The following is a 19540-nucleotide window of genomic DNA, read 5'->3' on the forward strand; positions in this document are numbered from 1 at the left end:
TTCTCTTTAGCATTTTGAGAGTGAATTATTCTAGTTTTGATATTTAACCGTTTTGTATCTGCTGTAATGATTTCACTTCCAATTTGCTATTCTTTACATATTGAATTGCAAGCACTAACGCTTTACTCCCAGAAGCTGTGGTACTGTAAGCTATATTTTGCAAAATAGCAGTTCTCCTGATATCTTTGCTATCTGAAACTGATTTCACACCTTTTGAGGTATTGATCACTAGATTTATTTTTCCATCTTTGAGCATATCAACTATGTGGGGTCTGCCTTCTCTCACTTTATTTACAGTTTGTGCAGCAATGCCATTATTATTCAGATAAGAAGCTGTACCTTTGGTTGCATATATTTCAAAACTCAGTTCTTTCAACATTCGTACAACAGGCAATATATACTCTTTATCATCATCTTTTACTGAAACCAGAGCTGTTCCTTCTGTTGGTAACTTGTATCCTGCAGCCATGTGCGTTTTTGCAAGTGCAGCTTCAAATGATGAGTCAATTCCCATCACTTCTCCTGTTGATTTCATTTCAGGACCAAGTAGAGTATCAATTCCCGAAAAACGCGTGAATGGAAAAACAGCAGCTTTAACTGCAAAATGATTGAAAGGCTTGTTTTCCTGATTCAATTTTTTACCCAAAATAACCTGAGTGGCAAGCTTTGCAATAGGAATATTGATTACCTTGGAAATAAAAGGAACTGTGCGACTAGCCCTTAAATTCACTTCAAGTATGTATACATCACTAGACCTCTTGCATAACTCGATTTCTGAAGGCAATTTTGTCGTCAAAGCTTGTCTGCGCTCCTCAAATACATTCGAGTATTCTGTGGTGCTCACCTGCACTTTTCCTAAAGATTTCTCATCACAAACAGGTTCTGCAAGAGGTCTATTCTCTTGAACAGCAAACTGAATGTTTATCAGACCTTTCACTTTTAATGCTAATGCTATTCTCTCAGTTTGGAGCTCGATCTCTTTTATTACTTCGTCACTCAATGTATTTGTCGGTATTGAGCATGTTGAATCGCCAGAATGAATACCAGCTTCTTCAATGTGCTCCATGACCGCTGCAATGAAAACTTTTTCCCCATCACATACAGCATCAACGTCAACCTCAACTGCATTGACTAAAAATTTATCAAGAAGCAGCGAACCATGCTCAAAGATTTTAGTTTGATCTAAGACGTACTCTTTAAAGCTCTGAGTATCGTGTCTAATCGACATGGATTGACCACCGAGGACATATGATGGCCTGACTACTAGTGGAAACCCCACCTTTTCTGCATTGGTTAACGCTTCTTCTACTGAATGGCAGATAGAACTTTCAGGTTGTTTTAAATTAAGTTGCAAAGCAAGATTTTTAAACCTCATGCGATCTTCTGCAAGGTCAATAGAATCAAACGAAGTTCCCAGAATTTTGAAACCTCTCTCGTTAAGCACTTTGGCTAACTTTAAAGGTGTTTGACCACCTATTTGAACTATTACACCAACCAGTGTGCCATTTTCTTGCTCTTTGCTTAGTATTTCAAGCACATCCTCTGCAATCAGTGGGGCAAAATATAAACGATCAGCGGTATCGTAGTCAGTTGAAACAGTTTCTGGATTACAGTTGATCATTATTGTTTCATACCCCATTTCTTTGGCGGCAGAAGCTGCATGTACGCATGCATAATCAAATTCAATACCTTGACCAATGCGGTTTGGACCACTTCCTAAAATGACAACCTTTTTTCGGTCAGAAATGTCCGCTTCGCATTCTGTCCTATTTGTAATGTTTCCCTCATAACAGCCATACATATAAGCAGTGCTCGATTCAAATTCAGCTGCACAGGTGTCTACACGCTTATAAACTTGTTTGATGCCAAATTTTTTTCTTGTTTCTTCGATTTGCTCTACTTTCTTATTGCTTAATTTCGCCAATCTTGCATCTGAAAATCCCATTTTTTTCAGCTCTAACATTTCATATGCAGTTCCAGGGAGGCCGTTTTCCTTGATTTTTTGTTCAGCCAAGATGATTTGCTGTATATTCTGCAAAAACCATAAGTCATAACCTGTAATTGAATTTATTTCTTCTATGCTAATTCCGTGGCGCATTGCGTCAGCAGCAATCAGTAATCTGTTTGGTAGCAATTTTGCTAATTGAGATTTTACGTGATCAATATCAATGTTCTCAGGAAACACTTCATCAAGTCCTGTAAGATCAGTTTCAAGTGAACGAAAAGCTTTCTGCAGTGACTCATTAAAAGTGCGGCCTATAGACATTACTTCTCCCACTGATTTCATGGAGGTTGATAGTTCACAATTCGTTCCTTTAAATTTCTCAAACTCAAATCGAGGAATTTTAGTGACGATATAATCAATCACTGGTTCGAATGCTGCTGGTATTATTGGAGCACAGTCGTTACGTATTTCGTCGAGCGAATAGCCAATAGCAAGTTTAGTTACAACTTTTGCAATAGGATAGCCTGTTGCTTTCGAAGCAAGTGCAGAAGAGCGAGAAACCCTTGGATTCATCTCAATCACAACGAGGCTTCCATCTTCTTTAGGATTCACTGCAAATTGAACATTTGCACCACCGGCACTAACATCAATTTCTCTCAGCACTGCTATAGATGCATTTCTCATTTGTTGATATTCAGCATCACGCAGAGTCAAAGCAGGAGCAACCGTAATACTATCTCCGGTGTGCACTCCCATCGGATCAACATTTTCTATCGAACAGACTATTATGCAGTTATCTTTACAATCGCGGATAACTTCCATTTCATACTCTTTCCAGCCGATAATTGATTCATCTATCTGAACTTCATTTATTGGCGAAATTTTGAGAGCACTTTCTGCGATATTGAAAAACTCCTCTTTATTATATGCTATGCCACTACCTGCACCACCAAGAGTGAATGATGAACGAATGATTGCTGGTAATCCAACGTAATCCAAAGCCTTTTTTATTTGTTCTTGATTTTTTATAATGATACTTTTGGGGTATTTCAGTCCTATTTTATCCATGGATTGGCGGAATAACTCTCTATCCTCTGCTTTTTTTATTGCTTCTCTATTTACCCCTATTAATTCTACGTTGTATTTGTCTAACACTCCATCATCTGCAAGTTTTATTGCACAATTGAGCGCTGTTTGCCCGCCCATTGTTGGCAATATTGCGTCTGGCCTCTCCTTAATTATAATTTTCTCTATGATTTCAGGCAGTACCGGCTCAATATACGTCGCATCAGAAAACTCAGGATCTGTCATTATAGTTGCGGGGTTGGAGTTAACCAAAATGACTTTATAACCTTCGCTTTTTAATACTTTACAGCTTTGCGTTCCGGAATAATCAAACTCGCATGCCTGACCTATAACTATTGGGCCTGCTCCTATTACTAATATAGATTCTATATCTGTGCGTTTCGGCATAATTACAATAACGGTCTCTATTCAAGTAATGTTACCAATCTTTCCTGTATATGTGAATTTTTATTAAACCTATTAGCTAATTACTTTTAGGCTTGACGCATAACTGTACGAACATTGCAATTTGCGTGGCAGATTCCAGTGCTTGACACACAGCTGTACAAACATTCATTTTTGAAGGTAAATTGCACAGCAAATGATGTCATTCAAGTAGCTGACACTGGTTCCTTTATGACGGCAGTGCCCAGAGGTGTCATCCCAGTCTGGGATCCAGAAAACTTAACTTTAAATAAGTGGCTGCATAATAAAGACTAGATTCCAGACTGGAATGACACCATAGAGGCACTGGGATGACATCCTTCCTAGTGGAGATTACTCTCAAATCACAATGTTCATACAGTTGTGGGCTTAACGGTATCTTTGCAGATACTATGGTAATTTATTCGGGAGATTTGCTGAGCGGTAAGATTTTTCCTGATATGCTGCAGTCTTCAGAAGCTAATTCCACAAATTTATCTGTTAGTTTATCAGGTGACACCAATTCAGATCCAGGAAATGCCTGCTCACTACCCACAGGTCCTTCCGTGTATACAGCATTTACACATAATTTTGTATGTTTTGTCTCGGATGCATATATCTGCACCATTATTTCTAGTGCAACTTTACTTGCAGCATACGGCATCCAATATGGATAAGAGGAAGGAGAAAGTGTCACTTCTGAGGTCATGAATATCGCTCTTCCAGCATTAGACTTTTTTAGCATTGGATCTAAGTTTTTTAGTAAGTACCAATTGGCAGTAAAATTTGTATTCATTACGTTCTGTAGCTCTTCAATCTCACAGTCATGAATGGGGTTCAGTTTGCCTAAAATTCCAGCACACGCAACTAATATATCAAGTGCTCCAGATTCTGATAATTTCAGGCTTTCTATCATGTTTGTCAGTATCTTTACATTCTCAAAGTCTAGAAGATCAAGCTGAATTAGTTTCACAGAGCCTTCTTTAAATTCTTCAAGCTCTTCAATTTCATTATATAGTGGCTTGAGATTATCAAGAGATCTTGAAATCAGAATCACACATGCACCTTCTCTTATAAACCTTTTTGCAACAGCAGAGCCTATTCCACCTGAAGCTCCGGTGATTAAAGCTACTTTACCTTCTAACTTACCCATTTCTTTCTCCTTAGCGAGATCCATTGAAATATTTTAGCTGAAAATTGAATTTTGCTCCATATATAAAAATCAAACTTAGCATATAAAAAAATAGTAATGACACTACCACACCACCTAAACTTCCATATATCAAATCCAGTTGGTCAAAGGAAGCTTTTAAGTATTGCTTAAAAGCTGAAGCAGAAATCGTCCAAAGAATAACAGCTACACAAGATCCAGGAAATACGTCTGATAAATTTTGTTTTATGTTTGGTAACATAAAATATAGCCAAGAGACTACTGTGAAAAGTACAAATTCAATAAGTAAATACCTAGTATAACTTAGCCCCTGATAGGAAAAATCAATTAGCATTGGTACTAGTGTAGAAAACACTATAGTTAGAGTTATAATAAGCGTGATTACTAAAAATTGTAATATACTTAGTACTCTTCTTAATATATAAGGCGGCGAAACCGGAACTTTATAGGCCTTATTGAGTATTGTTCTAAGCCCTTCAATTGTCGATGAAGCGGTCCAAACAGCACCTACAATTGCTAAAGTTAGTAAGCTTTGCGGCGGGCCTGATATTATCTCCCTAATACGCGGCATCAAAGATGATAAAATATCCTGTGGCATGTTATCAATGATAAATACCCAGCCAATGTTGTACTGGTCTAAAAAATTTGCGAATGTTGACGCCACAGCCATTAAAACGATGAGAAAAGGAAATATTGATAACAGAATTAAAAATGATAAATACCCTGCATGCTCCACTCCATCATTATGAATTGTGTCAATCAAAGCACGATAAAGGCAATAAACGATGCTGTAAAATTTCTGTAGCACTGTAATATAAACGAACCAAGAAAAGTATTCTAAATGAAATAAAGGATACTTTTAAGCAAAAAATCCTCACCATTTACTTAAACTTAATCAATGTGATAGATAATCAAATATGAAACAGAAATTATCGGAGGCATAATGAAAAATTTTCTTCTACTTGTAGCTTTAATTCTCTCCTTTGCGTTTGATGCAGGTGCTCTTCCTACAAGTACTACTTTTGTTGATACAGATGATACAACATCATTGGTGATATGCAATATAATAGGCTATACTCATGGCATAGGTGGACCAATGATCACAATAGTGATCATTGGTGCAGCGTTGCTTGCAATATTCGGCAGAATGCCGTGGCCAGCGCTTTTTGCACTCGGTGCATTCACTGCTGTGTTTTTTGGCGCTCCTGTAGTCGTTTCAAAAATAACACCAGGAGGTGTGATTTGTAAAAACGGTGCAGTAGTAGATAGGTAATAGAAATTGTTGGAGGCACAAACGTAGTTTTCTTTACTTGAAAGTGGTAAGTTTTACCACTTTCAGTGTCTATGACTACCTAATAAATTCTCTTTCTGTAATCATATCAGTTAAAGTCTGGATTCCAGCGCCACGCGCTAGAATGACAAGGCTTATCGTCATGCCGCCGCATACCGTCATACCGCGATTCATTCGCGGTATCTCATCAGCTAACAAGCAGCAGGATGACGGTTGTCGTTTAGCTATAAATGTTTAAGAAATTTACCAAATGAAAAAAAAGGCAAAAGAAGCCCCATGGTGGTTGGCTATTTACTATGTACTAAAATATCGGCGTTTTTTTATTCTAAAACGCTTGATTAAGAGCGATTTAGCTGCTTTTAACTTGCAACTAACCTACACCGCAAGTGTTTAAGAAATTTACTAAGCAGGAAAAAAGGCAAAGAAATCCCGTAGTAGCTAGCATTCAAATTCTCCCTTGTCAATTTGACGTTTTTTGCTGTCTTAAACGCTTTGTAAGCGCGTTTCGGCTTATATAGGTAAAAACCTAAAAATTTTTAAAGACATGCGATGCACGTAGTGCGAAAAATTAAACATGAGACGCCAAATACCCTAAGTTTTTTGTCATTAACCTGCACAGATTGCGAAGATAAATAAATAGCCTCAGTTTCATGATAAGAGGGCTGGCGGAGTTTGTCAAGTAGGTTTTGCATTTAATTCATTTGATAATTCAAAAAACTTGAAAGAATAAAGATAGCTATTGAAATTATCTTGATTTACATCAGTTATCCAAGTTTGACATTGAATACTTAACACTTCCTCCATTAACGCCTTTCTGTAATGTTTATCCAGATGAGACATTATATCATCAAGTAGAAGAAGTGGTGCCTTATTGTAATGAATACACCTTGCTTTTACACTGGATAAAATAATAGAAAGCAGTAATAACTTTTGTTCTCCAGTGGAGCACAGATTTATTGGTACGTTTCTTTTTTGACAAAAAACCCGAAAATTATCGTTATGCACACCAAAGGTTACTCTACCAGTCAATGAGTCTTTTTCTCTGTTTTCCTTTAGACGATTCTGAAAATATTCTGCAGTATCGTTCAAAGTTAGCTGGCTGCTGAATTTCAAACTTGCCTTCGGAAAAAGCTCACTGGAATGGTTATCAATTGTGTCTTGTAGTGTCTTTAAAACAGACGATCGCATACGTAAAATACTAACTGCATTAACGGCCATTATGTTTTCAAGACTAGAGAGCCAGTTTTTGTTCAAAATGTTCTCCCTCAATAGTTTACTTCGCTCATGTTTAGCTTTTCTATATTTCATGTAGCAGCAAGTGTAATTTTCCTCAAACAGTGAGACTATACGGTCTAAAAATTTTAATCTGTCACTTGGAGAATTAAGAAGAACATAGTCCATTTGTGGAATCAGCCATATTACATTGGATATCTTATACAAAGATGAATAACTCGATTGCGTTTTTCCATCAATTTGTATTAGTTTCTTATCAAAACTCTTTGCGATACCAATTGAATTAAAATCCATTCCATTAAAAAAATCATAGTGCACTATCCAATCTTCATTACTGAATCTATTTTGTATCTCACTGGCTTTTGCTTTTTTCATTCCATTGCTTTTAGCAAGCAACGAGATTGCTTCAAGTATATTAGTTTTACCAATACCGTTTTTGCCAGTTATTACAACTGAGCTACCATCTGAATCCAGTTCAAAGTTTGAGTGGCTACGAAAATTATGTAATTTCAGCTTTTTTATGTAGCAATGGGTAGCCATTAACCTATTCTTTAGTTTATATTCTCTTTACTTCTTCCAGAACCTCATCAACATGTCCACTAACTTTTACATTTTTCCAGATCTTCACTATTTTACCTTTTTTATCTATTAAAAAAGTAGTGCGTTCTATTCCCATATACTTTTTGCCAAACATACTTTTCTCTACCCAAACACCATATTTTCCCAACATTTCAGCATTCTCATCAGAAACTAAAGAAAACGGCAGAGAATATTTTGCTTTGAAGTTAGTGTGACATCTAACACTATCTTTTGATACACCAATTATCACTGTGTCAAGGAAAGAAAAATCATCTATTTTATCTCTAAAGCCTTTTGCCTCCATTGTACAACCCGGAGTATCGTCTTTAGGATAAAAATAAAGAACTACATTTTTTTTATCAAAAAATTCACTCAGTGATAAATTTTCACCAGAATCTGTTGGTAAGCTAAAATCGGGTGCATTATTTCCTACTGCTAATTCCATACCTTGCTCCATTAATAACACTTCTATCTATAGTAGTATATTGTAGTCAGAGTATCAAATTTTATATATAGCTAACAGATAAGATTCTTGATGGGGGCTTATTGATGAATTTCTGCCTACCTTCTCGGCTTGCCGCTTTTGATAAAGTGTGGTTTTCGTCTGATGTAAGGCCATATCAAATAGATCCTATTAAAAATCAATCGAATCTTCACATGTTTGTTCTTCATAAAAGAAGTTCAATGTTATCGTAGTACCAAGTTTTGCTTCACTTTTAATGTCAAAAGTTCCACCCATTAACTCTACTAATTTCTTGCTTAGCGGCAATCCGATGCCCGTACCTTCGTTTCTATACCCCGAATCTGCTTGGCCAAAAACAGACATAACTTTATATATGTCCTGCTGCATTATCCCTATTCCATTGTCATGAAACTCAATAGTTAATAAGTTTTTTTCTATATTTTCTTTTACCACCATTCTTATTAAACCACCCTTTGGGATAAATTTGATTGAGTTTGATAATAAATTTATTATAACTTGTTTCATTCTCTTAGGATCTGCAATAACTAATAATTGCTTATTAGTTATCTCTTTTTTTAAATTAATCTCAGTTTCCCTTAATTTAGGTAATAGCATATTTATGCATGAATCAATTATTTTGTTCAGGTTAAACTTCACTTTTTCTACTGTTAAACTACTTGATTCAGCTTTAGAAAAATCGAGCACATCGTTAATTAAAGCAAGTAAATGCGTCCCTGCATTATATATATCGTCTGCATACTCCTTGTATTGAGAGTTATCCATTGAACCTAAAGTTTCATTTTTGATCAACTCTGCAAATCCAATAATAGCATTAAGAGGTGTGCGTAACTCATGTGTAACGCTTGCAAAAAACTTTAGCTTGTTTGCATTTTCTTGCTCTAATGCCTCTTTTATCTGCTGTAATTCAATGTTAGTTTTATCTTGCTTGGCCAGCATTTTGGTATTAGAAAAGTGCAAATAGAACATTATTAATATTAAAATTATTAATAATAAGCCTAAAAATAGGCCATATGCTATAACATAAGAATTATTGTAGCTTCGAAGAATCTTCAAAAAAAACGACGGTTTAGCGCTATTTTCATGGAATATAGGGAAAATAGAAGTTAATGTATTTCCTGTAGTATAAAATATTTCTTGGTTACTTAATAGTTTATCAATTTCATCGTTTGTAAGTAACTGTTCATAATCATAATCTTGAGTGTTAAAATTACTGAATATTATTCTGCCGTTTTGATCATACAGTATTAAGCTGAAATCCTTTACTTTGCTCACTGATTGTAATAATTCAGCACGTAGTTTTACTAGTTGGTTTATGTAGTCAAAATTTTTGTATTTAATGTGATGCTTTTCTATTAGTAAATAATGGTATTTTTTTATTATGCCATTTTCCAGTACGCTTTTTAAGTTTACACTTGAATCACGGTAAGAAGAAAGGAAATTACTCCTTAGTAAATAATTACAATATATCACACTGAATAAAATCATAAAAATTGATGAGAATAATGCGATAACTTTTGTGTATTTGTTTTTCCCCAGTGCAGAAAACATTAATTTACCTATCTTATACATATCCTTACTCATTGCGAAACAACGGCTTTTATGTTATTAATAATAAAATTTAGCATATAATATTTTATGACAATTTCTCCTATTTTGCCAGTTTATTCTCCTGTTAATATAAATTTTTCTCATGGCAAAGGTATCTACCTATATGATGTTGATGGTGAGCGCTACGTAGATTTTCACTCCGGAATAGCCGTTAGTAGCTTAGGTCACACTAATTCGCGATTAATTAGTGCTCTTAAATTGCAAGGAGAAAAATTATGGCATATATCAAATACCTATAATATACCTGCTGCCAATAATTTTGCAGAAAAATTAATAAACAATAGTTTCGCTGACACTGTATTTTTCTCAAATTCTGGATCAGAGGCAGTAGAATGTGGACTTAAGATTGCTAGGATCTATCAAAATGGAAAAGGCAATAAAAATCGTCACAGAATTTTAACATTTCATGGTGCATTTCATGGAAGAACCTTTTTAACTTGTGCTACAAACGATAAACAGAAATTTTCTGAATTACTAAATCCCTACATTGATTGGTGTGATAACATCGAGCCCAATATTGAGAGCGTAAAGAAAGCAATTTCAAGTGGTATAGGCGTTATATTAATAGAACCAATACAAGGGCAAGGTGGTATCAAAGTAATGAATGAAGTCTTTATGAAAGAACTAAGAAGGCTGTGTGATGAAAATGACATATTGTTATTTTTTGATTGCGTACAATGCGGTGCTGGTAGGACAGGAAAATTATTCGCATACGAACATATAGGAGTGGAACCTGATATATGTGCTCTTGCAAAGGGAATAGGCGGGGGGTTTCCGCTGGGGGCTTGTCTTGCAACTGAAAAGGCTGCTAAATATATGGCAGTTGGTATGCACGGTTCCACTTTTGGTGGCAATCCGCTTGCAACCTCAGTAGGTAATGCTGTGCTCGAAGAATTGCTCAGCCCCGGCTTTTTGAAAAATGTTGAAATTAGAGGTAAATACTTAAAAAATAAACTAGAAGACTTAGCAAGTAAATTTCCAATAATAGAGGAAGTAAGAGGGAAAGGGTTAATGCTTGGAATAAAAGTGAAAGCAGACAATCAAAAGTTTGCAGAAGAGTTAAGTCATCGCGGCTTGCTTACTGTTGGGGTAACATCAGACAACGTTGTGAGAATTTTACCTCCACTCATTATCACTGAAAAAGAGATTGATGAAGGCATCGAGATTTTGACTCAATATTTATCTGAGAAATCTTCTGATTAGATACTTGCATTAATATGAACGACAATCTGGTATGCTTAGGAATTATTACCTCTCCTCACGGAATTAAAGGAGCTGTTAAAGTAAAAACCTTTACTGAAAAGCCTGAAAATATCTCCTTATATGGTAAGCTAATAAGTGGTGATGAGAATTATAAAATAGACTCAGTATCCGTCATAGGTGATAATTTAGTAATAGCTACAATAAGCGGAGTAAATTCCCGTAATGAAGCAGAGCTTTTAAGGAATAAGAAGCTATATATAGAAAGAAGCAAGTTACCAGAGCTAAATGATGAGGATGAATTTTACCAAAGTGACCTTGTAGATATGGAAGTAAGGCTGAAAAGTAATGAATTATATGGCTATGTAAAATCTGTGTATAATTTCGGCTCAGGGGATATATTAGAAATTTTAGTTATCAGCACAAAAAAACGTATTATGCTGTCTTTCACTAAAGAGATATTTCCACATATAAATATAAAGGGGAGGTATATAGTATTAAATATACCAGAATTTATTGACTAATAAAGACTTTGATATTTATATAAAGCTATTTATAATTATAAGATCAAATTGAAAATGTAATTATGGCAGAAAGAGCTAACGATATCAGACCAGGTCAGGTGTTGGAACATAACGGCGGATTATTTTTGGTTGTAGGTATTATGCATACTCAACCTGGTAAAGGTGGTGCATACATACAAGCCGAAATGAAAAACATCAAAACCGGAGCAAAACACTATGAAAGATTTCGTTCTGATGCAACAATCAGAAGGGCAATTTTAGATGAAGAGGAATATGTTTACCTTTTCACTGAAGGAAACATTGTAAATCTTATGCATCCAAGTAATTACGAGCAAATCACTATAAATTTGGACTTATTGGGAGAAAAAAAAATTTATTTACAGGATAACATGAAAATTAAAGTTGTAGCTTATCAAGACAAAATAATTTCTGCGCATGTGCCTGATTATGTTACACTTGCTGTGAAAGAAACAGAGTCTGTTATTAAAGGACAAACTGCTACTGCTTCTTATAAGCCTGCAATTTTGGAAAACGGAATGCGCGTTAACGTGCCTCAATTTATAAAAGAAGAGGATAAAATTGTAGTATATACTCCAGGTGACAGCTATTATGAAAGAGTGAAAGAGTAAAAGGAAGAATGTCCCTCTCATCACCACGAATTAATGTGATGCTTGATTCTGTGCGTAATGCTTCCAAGCAGCTTATGCGCGATTTTAATGAATTGCAAATTTCTAATGTTAAATCAGCAGACTTTATTAATAAAACTTATTCAAAATCCAAGCAAACCATATACGATTGCTTGCACGACTACAAACGAGACTATGGTTTTATTTTTGAAGATGATACTGATCAAGAAGTAAAAGATAACACTTATACCTGGTTTATTATGCCTATAGAGGGCAGGGAGAACTTTTCTAGTTGCATGGTTTATTTTGCAGTATCAGTCTGTCTCATTCATAAAAATAAAGTTGTGGCAGCTGTAATTGATGCTCCGGCTCTTAGAGAAACTTTTTGGGCAGAAGAAAAGAAAGGTGCTTTTCTTGAGGATTTTAGATCTCGTCATGTAAAAATGCGAGTGAAAAGCCGTGAAGGGGGTCTAATAGATGTAAGTGGTAATTTGTTAAATAAATTGCTGCCTGGCAATAGTAATGTACGCTCCATAGGTTCAACAATTTTAGGCTTTGCATACCTTGCGGCAGGAAGGCACAGTGGAATAATTTACTCTGGAGTTAACAAATATAAAGCCTTGCTCGGTAGACTTTTTCTGCAAGAAAGCGGTGGAAGGCTAACGGAAGACAACGGGCTAATCATTGCTGGAGATATAAAACTATAGCTAAAGTAATTTATGTTTACCTACAATTTGATAAGCGTAAAACTCGTCATTCCGCTACTTGTTAGCGGAATCCATGCTGAGATATCGCGAATAAATCGCGGTATGACGTAGGGCTGTACTAGCTATAGCATAAGCAGGCTACAGAGATAGACAACTTTTCGAAAACTTTTACAAGAGATTCTGTTAAATGCTCTATCATTTCATCGGTATGATAAGGTGTAGGGGTAATACGGAAACGCTCAGTTCCTCTTCGAACTGTCGGGTAATTTATATGTTGAACATATATTCCATACTCATCAAATAATAATTTTGATGCTTTTTTGGATAACTCTGAGTTGCCAATTATTATTGGAATTATATGAGTTTCTGTTGGAATGAAGTTAATTCCTGCATTTCTCAGTGAGTTTTTTACTTTTTCAACGACTTGCTTTTGCTTTTCCCTTTCAATGTTGCTCGATTTTAGGTGCTCAACGCTTGCCTTTGCTGCCGCTGCTAAAACAGGCGACATAGCAGTGGTAAAAATAAATCCTGGAGCGGAACTTCTTATTACATCTACCAAGCTCTTTGAAGACGCTATATACCCACCCATCACTCCAAAAGCCTTTGATAGTGTACCTTGAATAACGGTTATTCTATCCATCAGACCTTCTCTTTCTGCAATTCCGCCACCATGTGAACCATACATGCCAACTGCGTGCACCTCATCCAAATAGGTAATTGCATTATGTTGATCTGCCAGGTCGCATATTTCTTTAAGCGGAGCTACATCACCATCCATTGAATATACGGATTCAAGTGCTATTATTTTTGGTGTCTTTTTGTCTATAGACTTGAGTAACTGCTCTAGATGATTAACATCATTGTGTTTAAATATATGTTTTGGCCTTTTTCCTGATTTTATGCCTTCTATCATCGAAGAATGGTTCTTCTCGTCTGAAAAAATTACTACGCCCGAAATAACAGATGATAAAGTGCTAAGTGTTGTCTGGTTAGCGAGGTAGCCACAAGCAAAAGTTAAAGCAGCCTCTTTTTTATGCAAACAAGCTAAGGATTTTTCAAGTTCAACAACCTCTTTTGTTGTACCAGATATATTTCTTGTTCCTCCAGCACCAACAGATGAATTTTGGATAGCGGCAATTACACTCTCATTTTGTGACATTCCCAAATAGTTATTACTGCACCAGACTATTACTTCCCTATTTCTTTCATAGTCCATAATGTGGGGGAGCCTACCTGGTAATGACGCAAAGTGCGTAAATTCACGGTAGCGCCCCTCATCTTTTATATCTTTTATTTTATTCAAGAATATTTCTTCGTAGTTTACCAAGTCCTTATTTACCGATAATTAACATAATTATAATAAATTATTAAATGGTAAACTACTATATTTATTATACATGTACGGCAGTAGGTACTTTCCCCGTGTTGAAAGATTTTTCAACCTCGTTGTTTTCAACTTGGCTTTTAGGTGTACAGCAGTATATAACTGCAGCAGCAACCAGACAACAAGCTCCAACTGCTATTCCTGCAGCTAGCATTTCCAAATAAACTGCAATAGCTACTCCTGAAACAACTCCAGCTACTGCTAACGTCCATGTAGCTATGGTAGGCCACTTACTCTTTTGCGTATTTTGTGTTGCAGTAATAGAGGTTGATTGATTGTTTATAGCACTAGTTTTTTCTACTGCTGCAGGCTTTTCCTTACTGTTAATAACACCTCCAATTGTAGACACATTGTCAGCATTCGAAGAAACTTCACTTACCCCCAACTTCTTTTCACAACCCGTAATTTCTGGAGTTGTGGTAAGTGTACTATTGCTTCCGGTATTATTAGAACTTGTAGATTGGTCTCCTGAATTTGGCAAATCGTTGTTCAGTGAAATATTAACATTACCTTGTTTTGTATTATGGTTTTTAATTTCTTTTTTAACTTCTTCTACTTTACCCTTAAAGGGACCTTCTTTATTTTTTACATATTGTAGTACAAGAGTAGGAGAGTTACTTTTTAGAATATTTTCGAGTTCTTCTCTTGAGTTAGTACTGGTTTTGCTTATAAGTCCATCAATCTTTTTCTTAACAGGACTGGCAAGTTGCTTAACACCTTTTTTTCCGCTGCCTTTTTTGATTTCACCCTCCTCAAAATTATTAATTAAAGGCTCCTGCGTTGAAACCCCTGTGTTATTTAAGATAGCATTTTCTTCCTCCCCTGCAAGAACATTTTTTTCTGTCTGTTGACTGCCAGCACTTTTGGATTTTGGGTTTCTTTGACTGCTTGGTTGATTGTTATTCTCTTCATTTACTACAGCCGTATCGCCTTTTATAACAGGTGATACTGCATTATCACTGCTGCTTCTTTTATTAACTTGTGTATTCGCTTGTGTCTGTATATTTCCCTTACTGGAAGTATTGATTAATTTACTACTTTCTAACAAATTTCTAATTAGATATAGATGACTCAAAGTATCTCTATTTTTTTGATACTCATTACGAGTCATACTTGGAGAAAGTTCCATACTTATTTTTTCAAGCTGTTCTGCAATTACTGGTAAAGCTTTCTCAAATTCTTCCTTGCATATTGCCTGAAGAGCTGCGAATTTTAGGTCAACATGCTGACATAAGGGTACAACAACTCCATAACTAGCTTCTTTTATTGCATTTCTCAGTATATTTTGTATGGTTTGCCTGACTACTTGCTGTTTATTATTGAGTATGCTTTGATAAATTTGAACATGAGCTAGAACACTGACTATAATGTCTTGACTTTCAGTATTAGACAATGCAATCAGAATTGATTCATATATTTCATCAAACTCGTTGTTTTTAGATTTATGATCAAGATAATTAATAACATCATTGCTGCATTTAGCACATTTTTCACACAAGTGCTCGATAAATGCAATATTACCAGCATCCAATGCAGTTTTCAGAATTAAATCATAAATTTCTTTTCTGCCACGAGCTCCTATGTTTTTCAGGATTTGTTGCCCTAGTATTGTAATAACTTTATCATCTGCAAATGCTTGTTCATATACATCGTAAATGGCACGATCTGCACTATTAGTGTATCGTTTGCACAGGTATTCAATGACAGATGTGTGTTCCTGGCTTATCGCAGTTTCTAACAAGGTAGCAAAGCTCTTTTTTAATAACTCTTCTGTTGAGGCTTTTTTAGTTAGCTCATTAATATATCTTTCAAATGCATCTAGCACTATCGTGATGAATTCTTCATTTTTGATCAGAGACGCTGTTTCAAGCACACCATACAAAGGATCAGGTTTACTTGTTTTTAACACCTGTCCAAAATCTCTTAAAACGTATTCGACAAAAACTGCATTTAATAATTCTTGCTCTTTTCTTAATGCTATAACTGAGAAAAAGCCAATCTTATTGGATTGGCCAAGTTGTATGGATTGATCTTTTAATTTATCATAAATCCCATCAGTATCACGGAATCTTCCTATAAAAGCTTTAACGTATTCTTGACCACCAACAAGTACAGGTAAAAGACTTAAATTTCCTTCAGCAAAAAGAAAATCCTGATATTGCTCTACTAGCTTGTCATTAGCTGCAATTGCCAATAGTACCAATTCTTTTACTGAATAATCATACTTGAAACCCTCTTGATCAAATTTATATTGTGATAGTACATTTGAATATATATGTTGATGGTTGCTTCCGTTTTGTAACTCCAAATTAAGTTGATTTGAACAGAAATCTTTGAGATTTTCATTATCCAGCGTAATAGACCTGCCTTCATAATCTTCAATATTTTGTACAACCTTGTCTAATTCTTCACAATTATCTTCTTGTATAGCTTGATTTAAGATATTTATAATCTCAGCAAAAGTTAAGTTTTTAGGAATGATACCATATGAATCTTCATCTTTTAACTCTACAGTAAACGACCTATCACAACCATCAGGAAAGTTTGCAAGTATTGCATTCTCTAAACTTAGATCTTCAGGGGGTGTGCTACATGGAGTAGCTGGTATCTCTTGACTTTCGCTATCTAAAACTTCAAACTCTTCTTCAATACCTGAATCTTCAGAATCTGGTTTTTCAAAACCATGCCAACTTTTGATTAATCTTTCAGAATTTGATTGGCCCTGTGAAGTTGTATCTTGTGATACAAAGTCTCTAAAATTGGAAGCAAACATGTTTTACCTCCTAACTAGCAGCTAAGCTAAGTATAGCATTAAACAGAAATCTTGCCAAGCAAATTATTCAGTCTCTTAGCAAAGCTGCTCGCGTCATCCATCTCTTCGCCTTCCACGATGCAAGCTTGGTAAAACAATAAGTGAACCATGTCCTCCAATGTTGGGTTTTCACCACTTTCAGCATAAGATTTCATTATACTCTTTATTACAGGATGCTTAGTGTTAATTTCAAGCACCTTTGGCGTGCGGTAATTTAGCTGCTTTTGTTCACGCAAAAAACGCTCCATGCGAAGATCCATAGCACCTTCATCAACCGCTAGGCATACGGGACTATCAGTCAATTTTTTGGAAATTTTTACGCTTTTTACTGAATCTCCAAGCACTGTGGTAAAATATTGCAATATAGTTTCCTCAGTTTTTTCTTCATTCGATTTGTTTTCTTCATTTTTCTTATCTTCTTCTGAAGAGAATTTTTCCAAATCAACATCAGCGCGAGTCACAGACTTAAACTTTTGATCTTTATATTCATGAATTACACTAGTCCAGAAATCATCCACTGGATCAACGAACAGAAGAACCTCCAGCCCTTTACTGACGAACCCCTCAAGTTGCGGACTGTTTTTCACTGAATCGAGGCTATTTCCGGTGAGATAATAGATATGTTCCTGCTCAGGCTTCATTCTGCTTATATAGTCATCAATGCTGACTAATTTCTCATCACCAGTACTATGAAATCTGCAAATTGAGAGTAGTGCTTCTCTCTCATCAGTTGGCATAGCTTCACAAAGACCTTCCTTTAAAACTGCACCAAAATTGGTCCAGAATTTTGTATATTCCTCTAAATTCTCTTTTGCTTTTCTACCGAGCTCTGATATCACGCGCTTAGTGAGGGATTTTCTGATCTGCTCAACAACACGATTATTCTGCAACGTTTCTCTGCTGATATTAAGAGGCAAGTCCGGTGAATCAACAATACCTTTCAAGAAACGTAAATACTGCGGTATGATCTGTATGTTATCTTCAGTGATAAATACTTTATTTACATATAACTTCACAGAGCAACGTCTATCTGGATGGAATAAATCAAAAGGTTTAATAGAGGGAACATAAAGCAAATTTGTATATTCTATTGCACCTTCATTTTTATTATGCAATATCATCCAAGGCTCCCCGCCAACGTGGGCAACACTGCGGAAAAAATCGTTGTGCTCCTCTTGAGTAACGTCATTTTTTGGCTTAGTCCAAATTGCAGCCTTACTGTTTAACTTTTCACTTTTTCCTTCTTCATCTATGAATTCAACAGGAAAATTTATATGATCAGAGTAAGTAGTGACAATGTTTTCAACACGAAATTTATCTAAAAACTCACTCTCTTCAGGATGCATAATGAGCGTAATTTTGGTTCCGCGAGGGACTTGATTATCTGATTTACTTATTGAATATTCTCCATCTCCCTTGGATTTCCAGACCCAAGAATCCTCCTCTCCAGCTTTTCTTGATTCTACTATTACTTCTGATGCAACCATAAAGCATGAGTAAAAACCAACACCAAACTTCCCAATCAGCTCCACAGTTTGGCTTGAATCCTTGCTATTCTTAATCGCATCCAAAAACTTTTGCGTACCAGAGCTTGCAATTGTACCAAGATTGTCTATTAAATCCTGTCTATTCATTCCAATGCCATTATCAGTGATATATAGCTCGTTCTTATCTTTATTGGAGCTGATAGTGATTTTTAATTCGTTACTCAAATCTAGCAAATTAGGGTTTAGTTGAGATTCATAGCGCAACTTATCACATGCATCTGATGCATTTGATATTAATTCACGCAGAAAAATGTCTTTATTGGTGTAAAGTGAATGAATCACTATATTCAGTACTTTCCCTACCTCAGCGTCAAATTTTAAATTTTCAGTTTCTTGTACATTATGCATTTTGAGCTCCATTATTTGCCTACTACCCTAATAATTTAAGTATTGAATCACGATCTTTCAAGGTCACGTACACCAAAATTAATGTGGGTGTAGTTATTATGACACCCAATTTATGGGATCTCTTGCATAACAAACTTTTGGCAGCGCATTGGATGAAACGAAAAACTTACTTGACACCCTTCGCCAGCCCCCTTATCATGAAACTGAAGCTATTTATTTATCTTCGCAATCTCTGCAGTGGATTAATGACAAAAAAACTTAATGTATTTGGCGTAAATCATGCTTAATTTTTTGCACTATGTGCACCTCATGTCTTTACCAAATTTCTAGCTACACAAGCTGAAGTACGCTATTTAAAACATCAAAAAACGCCAACTTAAAAAATGGATAGTGAATAATTAGCTACCCTAGGGTTTCTTTGCCTTTTTTTCTGTTTAGTAAATTTCTTAACGTTTATAATTTAGATTAGTTGCGGCTTAAAAGCGGCTGAGTCACGGTTATTAAGCGTTTAGAATAAAAAAACGCCATACTTGAAAGTATAATGTAAGTAACTAGCCAACCATCGGGCTTTTTTTGCCTTTTTTTTCGCTTGG

16 protein-coding genes are annotated in these 19540 nt (G+C 35.5%); 7 read left to right on the forward strand and 9 right to left on the reverse strand.

Annotation, left to right across the window (positions count from 1 at the left end):
- Nucleotides 1–43: 43 nt before the first annotated feature.
- Nucleotides 44–3418, reverse strand: a complete 3375-nt coding sequence (gene carB / locus AAGD74_RS06805; RefSeq protein ID WP_338976859.1) for a carbamoyl-phosphate synthase large subunit — start codon at nt 3416–3418, stop codon at nt 44–46.
- Nucleotides 3419–3556: 138 nt separating this feature from the next.
- Between carB and AAGD74_RS06810 the strand changes: the two genes are divergently transcribed.
- Nucleotides 3557–3730 carry a hypothetical protein gene (locus AAGD74_RS06810; RefSeq protein WP_167471214.1) on the forward strand — a complete coding sequence of 58 codons (174 nt, stop codon included), beginning with the start codon at nt 3557–3559 and terminating at the stop codon, nt 3728–3730.
- Between the two features lie 124 nt (nt 3731–3854).
- Here the strand turns inward: AAGD74_RS06810 and AAGD74_RS06815 are convergent, their stop codons facing one another.
- Nucleotides 3855–4610 carry an SDR family oxidoreductase gene (locus tag AAGD74_RS06815; protein ID WP_006279711.1) on the reverse strand — a complete coding sequence of 252 codons (756 nt, stop codon included), beginning with the start codon at nt 4608–4610 and terminating at the stop codon, nt 3855–3857.
- Nucleotides 4597–5412, reverse strand: coding sequence for a YihY/virulence factor BrkB family protein (locus AAGD74_RS06820; protein ID WP_006279712.1), 816 nt, complete (start codon nt 5410–5412; stop codon nt 4597–4599). Before AAGD74_RS06820 ends, AAGD74_RS06815 begins: the two co-directional genes overlap by 14 nt.
- A gap of 135 nt (nt 5413–5547) precedes the next feature.
- On the opposite strand from AAGD74_RS06820, the gene AAGD74_RS06825 reads away from it, so the two are divergent.
- Together AAGD74_RS06825 and AAGD74_RS06830 are read left to right on the forward strand one after the other, a co-directional pair.
- Nucleotides 5548–5877, forward strand: coding sequence for a TrbC/VirB2 family protein (locus AAGD74_RS06825; protein WP_338482578.1), 330 nt, complete (start codon nt 5548–5550; stop codon nt 5875–5877).
- A 268-nt stretch (nt 5878–6145) separates the two neighbouring features.
- Nucleotides 6146–6289, forward strand: coding sequence for a hypothetical protein (locus tag AAGD74_RS06830; protein WP_341810636.1), 144 nt, complete (start codon nt 6146–6148; stop codon nt 6287–6289).
- A gap of 281 nt (nt 6290–6570) precedes the next feature.
- On the opposite strand, the gene recF is transcribed toward AAGD74_RS06830, so the two are convergent.
- The 3 genes from recF to AAGD74_RS06845 all read right to left on the reverse strand — a co-directional run bounded on the left by recF (nt 6571) and on the right by AAGD74_RS06845 (nt 9760).
- Entirely contained in the window at nt 6571–7668 is a 1098-nt protein-coding gene (recF, locus tag AAGD74_RS06835) for a DNA replication/repair protein RecF (RefSeq protein ID WP_338482577.1), read from the reverse strand.
- A 16-nt stretch (nt 7669–7684) separates the two neighbouring features.
- A complete protein-coding gene (gene bcp, locus AAGD74_RS06840; protein WP_006279715.1) occupies nt 7685–8152 on the reverse strand; it encodes a thioredoxin-dependent thiol peroxidase in 468 nt (155 codons plus the stop codon).
- 189 nt (nt 8153–8341) lie between these two features.
- A complete protein-coding gene (locus tag AAGD74_RS06845; RefSeq protein ID WP_341810637.1) occupies nt 8342–9760 on the reverse strand; it encodes a HAMP domain-containing sensor histidine kinase in 1419 nt (472 codons plus the stop codon).
- A gap of 66 nt (nt 9761–9826) precedes the next feature.
- On the opposite strand from AAGD74_RS06845, the gene AAGD74_RS06850 reads away from it, so the two are divergent.
- The 4 genes from AAGD74_RS06850 to AAGD74_RS06865 all read left to right on the forward strand — a co-directional run bounded on the left by AAGD74_RS06850 (nt 9827) and on the right by AAGD74_RS06865 (nt 12856).
- The gene (locus tag AAGD74_RS06850) at nt 9827–11002 is read left to right on the forward strand and encodes an aspartate aminotransferase family protein (RefSeq protein WP_065094478.1); all 1176 of its coding nucleotides are present in this window, start codon (nt 9827–9829) and stop codon (nt 11000–11002) included.
- Nucleotides 11003–11016: 14 nt separating this feature from the next.
- Nucleotides 11017–11523, forward strand: coding sequence for a ribosome maturation factor RimM (gene rimM / locus AAGD74_RS06855; protein ID WP_006279718.1), 507 nt, complete (start codon nt 11017–11019; stop codon nt 11521–11523).
- Nucleotides 11524–11585: 62 nt separating this feature from the next.
- On the forward strand, nt 11586–12152 hold the full coding sequence (gene efp, locus AAGD74_RS06860; RefSeq protein ID WP_006279719.1) for an elongation factor P: 567 nt from the start codon (nt 11586–11588) through the stop codon (nt 12150–12152).
- 8 nt (nt 12153–12160) lie between these two features.
- Entirely contained in the window at nt 12161–12856 is a 696-nt protein-coding gene (locus AAGD74_RS06865) for an inositol monophosphatase family protein (protein WP_006279720.1), read from the forward strand.
- A 118-nt stretch (nt 12857–12974) separates the two neighbouring features.
- Here AAGD74_RS06865 and hemA read toward each other — a convergent pair whose 3' ends face one another.
- The 3 genes from hemA to htpG form a co-directional block, all read right to left on the reverse strand.
- On the reverse strand, nt 12975–14183 hold the full coding sequence (hemA, locus tag AAGD74_RS06870) for a 5-aminolevulinate synthase (protein ID WP_338482574.1): 1209 nt from the start codon (nt 14181–14183) through the stop codon (nt 12975–12977).
- A gap of 64 nt (nt 14184–14247) precedes the next feature.
- Complete coding sequence (locus AAGD74_RS06875) at nt 14248–17013, reverse strand: hypothetical protein (RefSeq protein ID WP_341810638.1); 2766 nt, start codon at nt 17011–17013, stop codon at nt 14248–14250.
- 38 nt (nt 17014–17051) lie between these two features.
- The gene (htpG, locus tag AAGD74_RS06880) at nt 17052–18947 is read right to left on the reverse strand and encodes a molecular chaperone HtpG (RefSeq protein WP_338482795.1); all 1896 of its coding nucleotides are present in this window, start codon (nt 18945–18947) and stop codon (nt 17052–17054) included.
- Nucleotides 18948–19540 lie beyond the last annotated feature (593 nt).

This window comes from Wolbachia endosymbiont (group A) of Campoletis raptor (genome assembly GCF_964026755.1).
Taxonomy (GTDB): domain Bacteria; phylum Pseudomonadota; class Alphaproteobacteria; order Rickettsiales; family Anaplasmataceae; genus Wolbachia; species Wolbachia pipientis.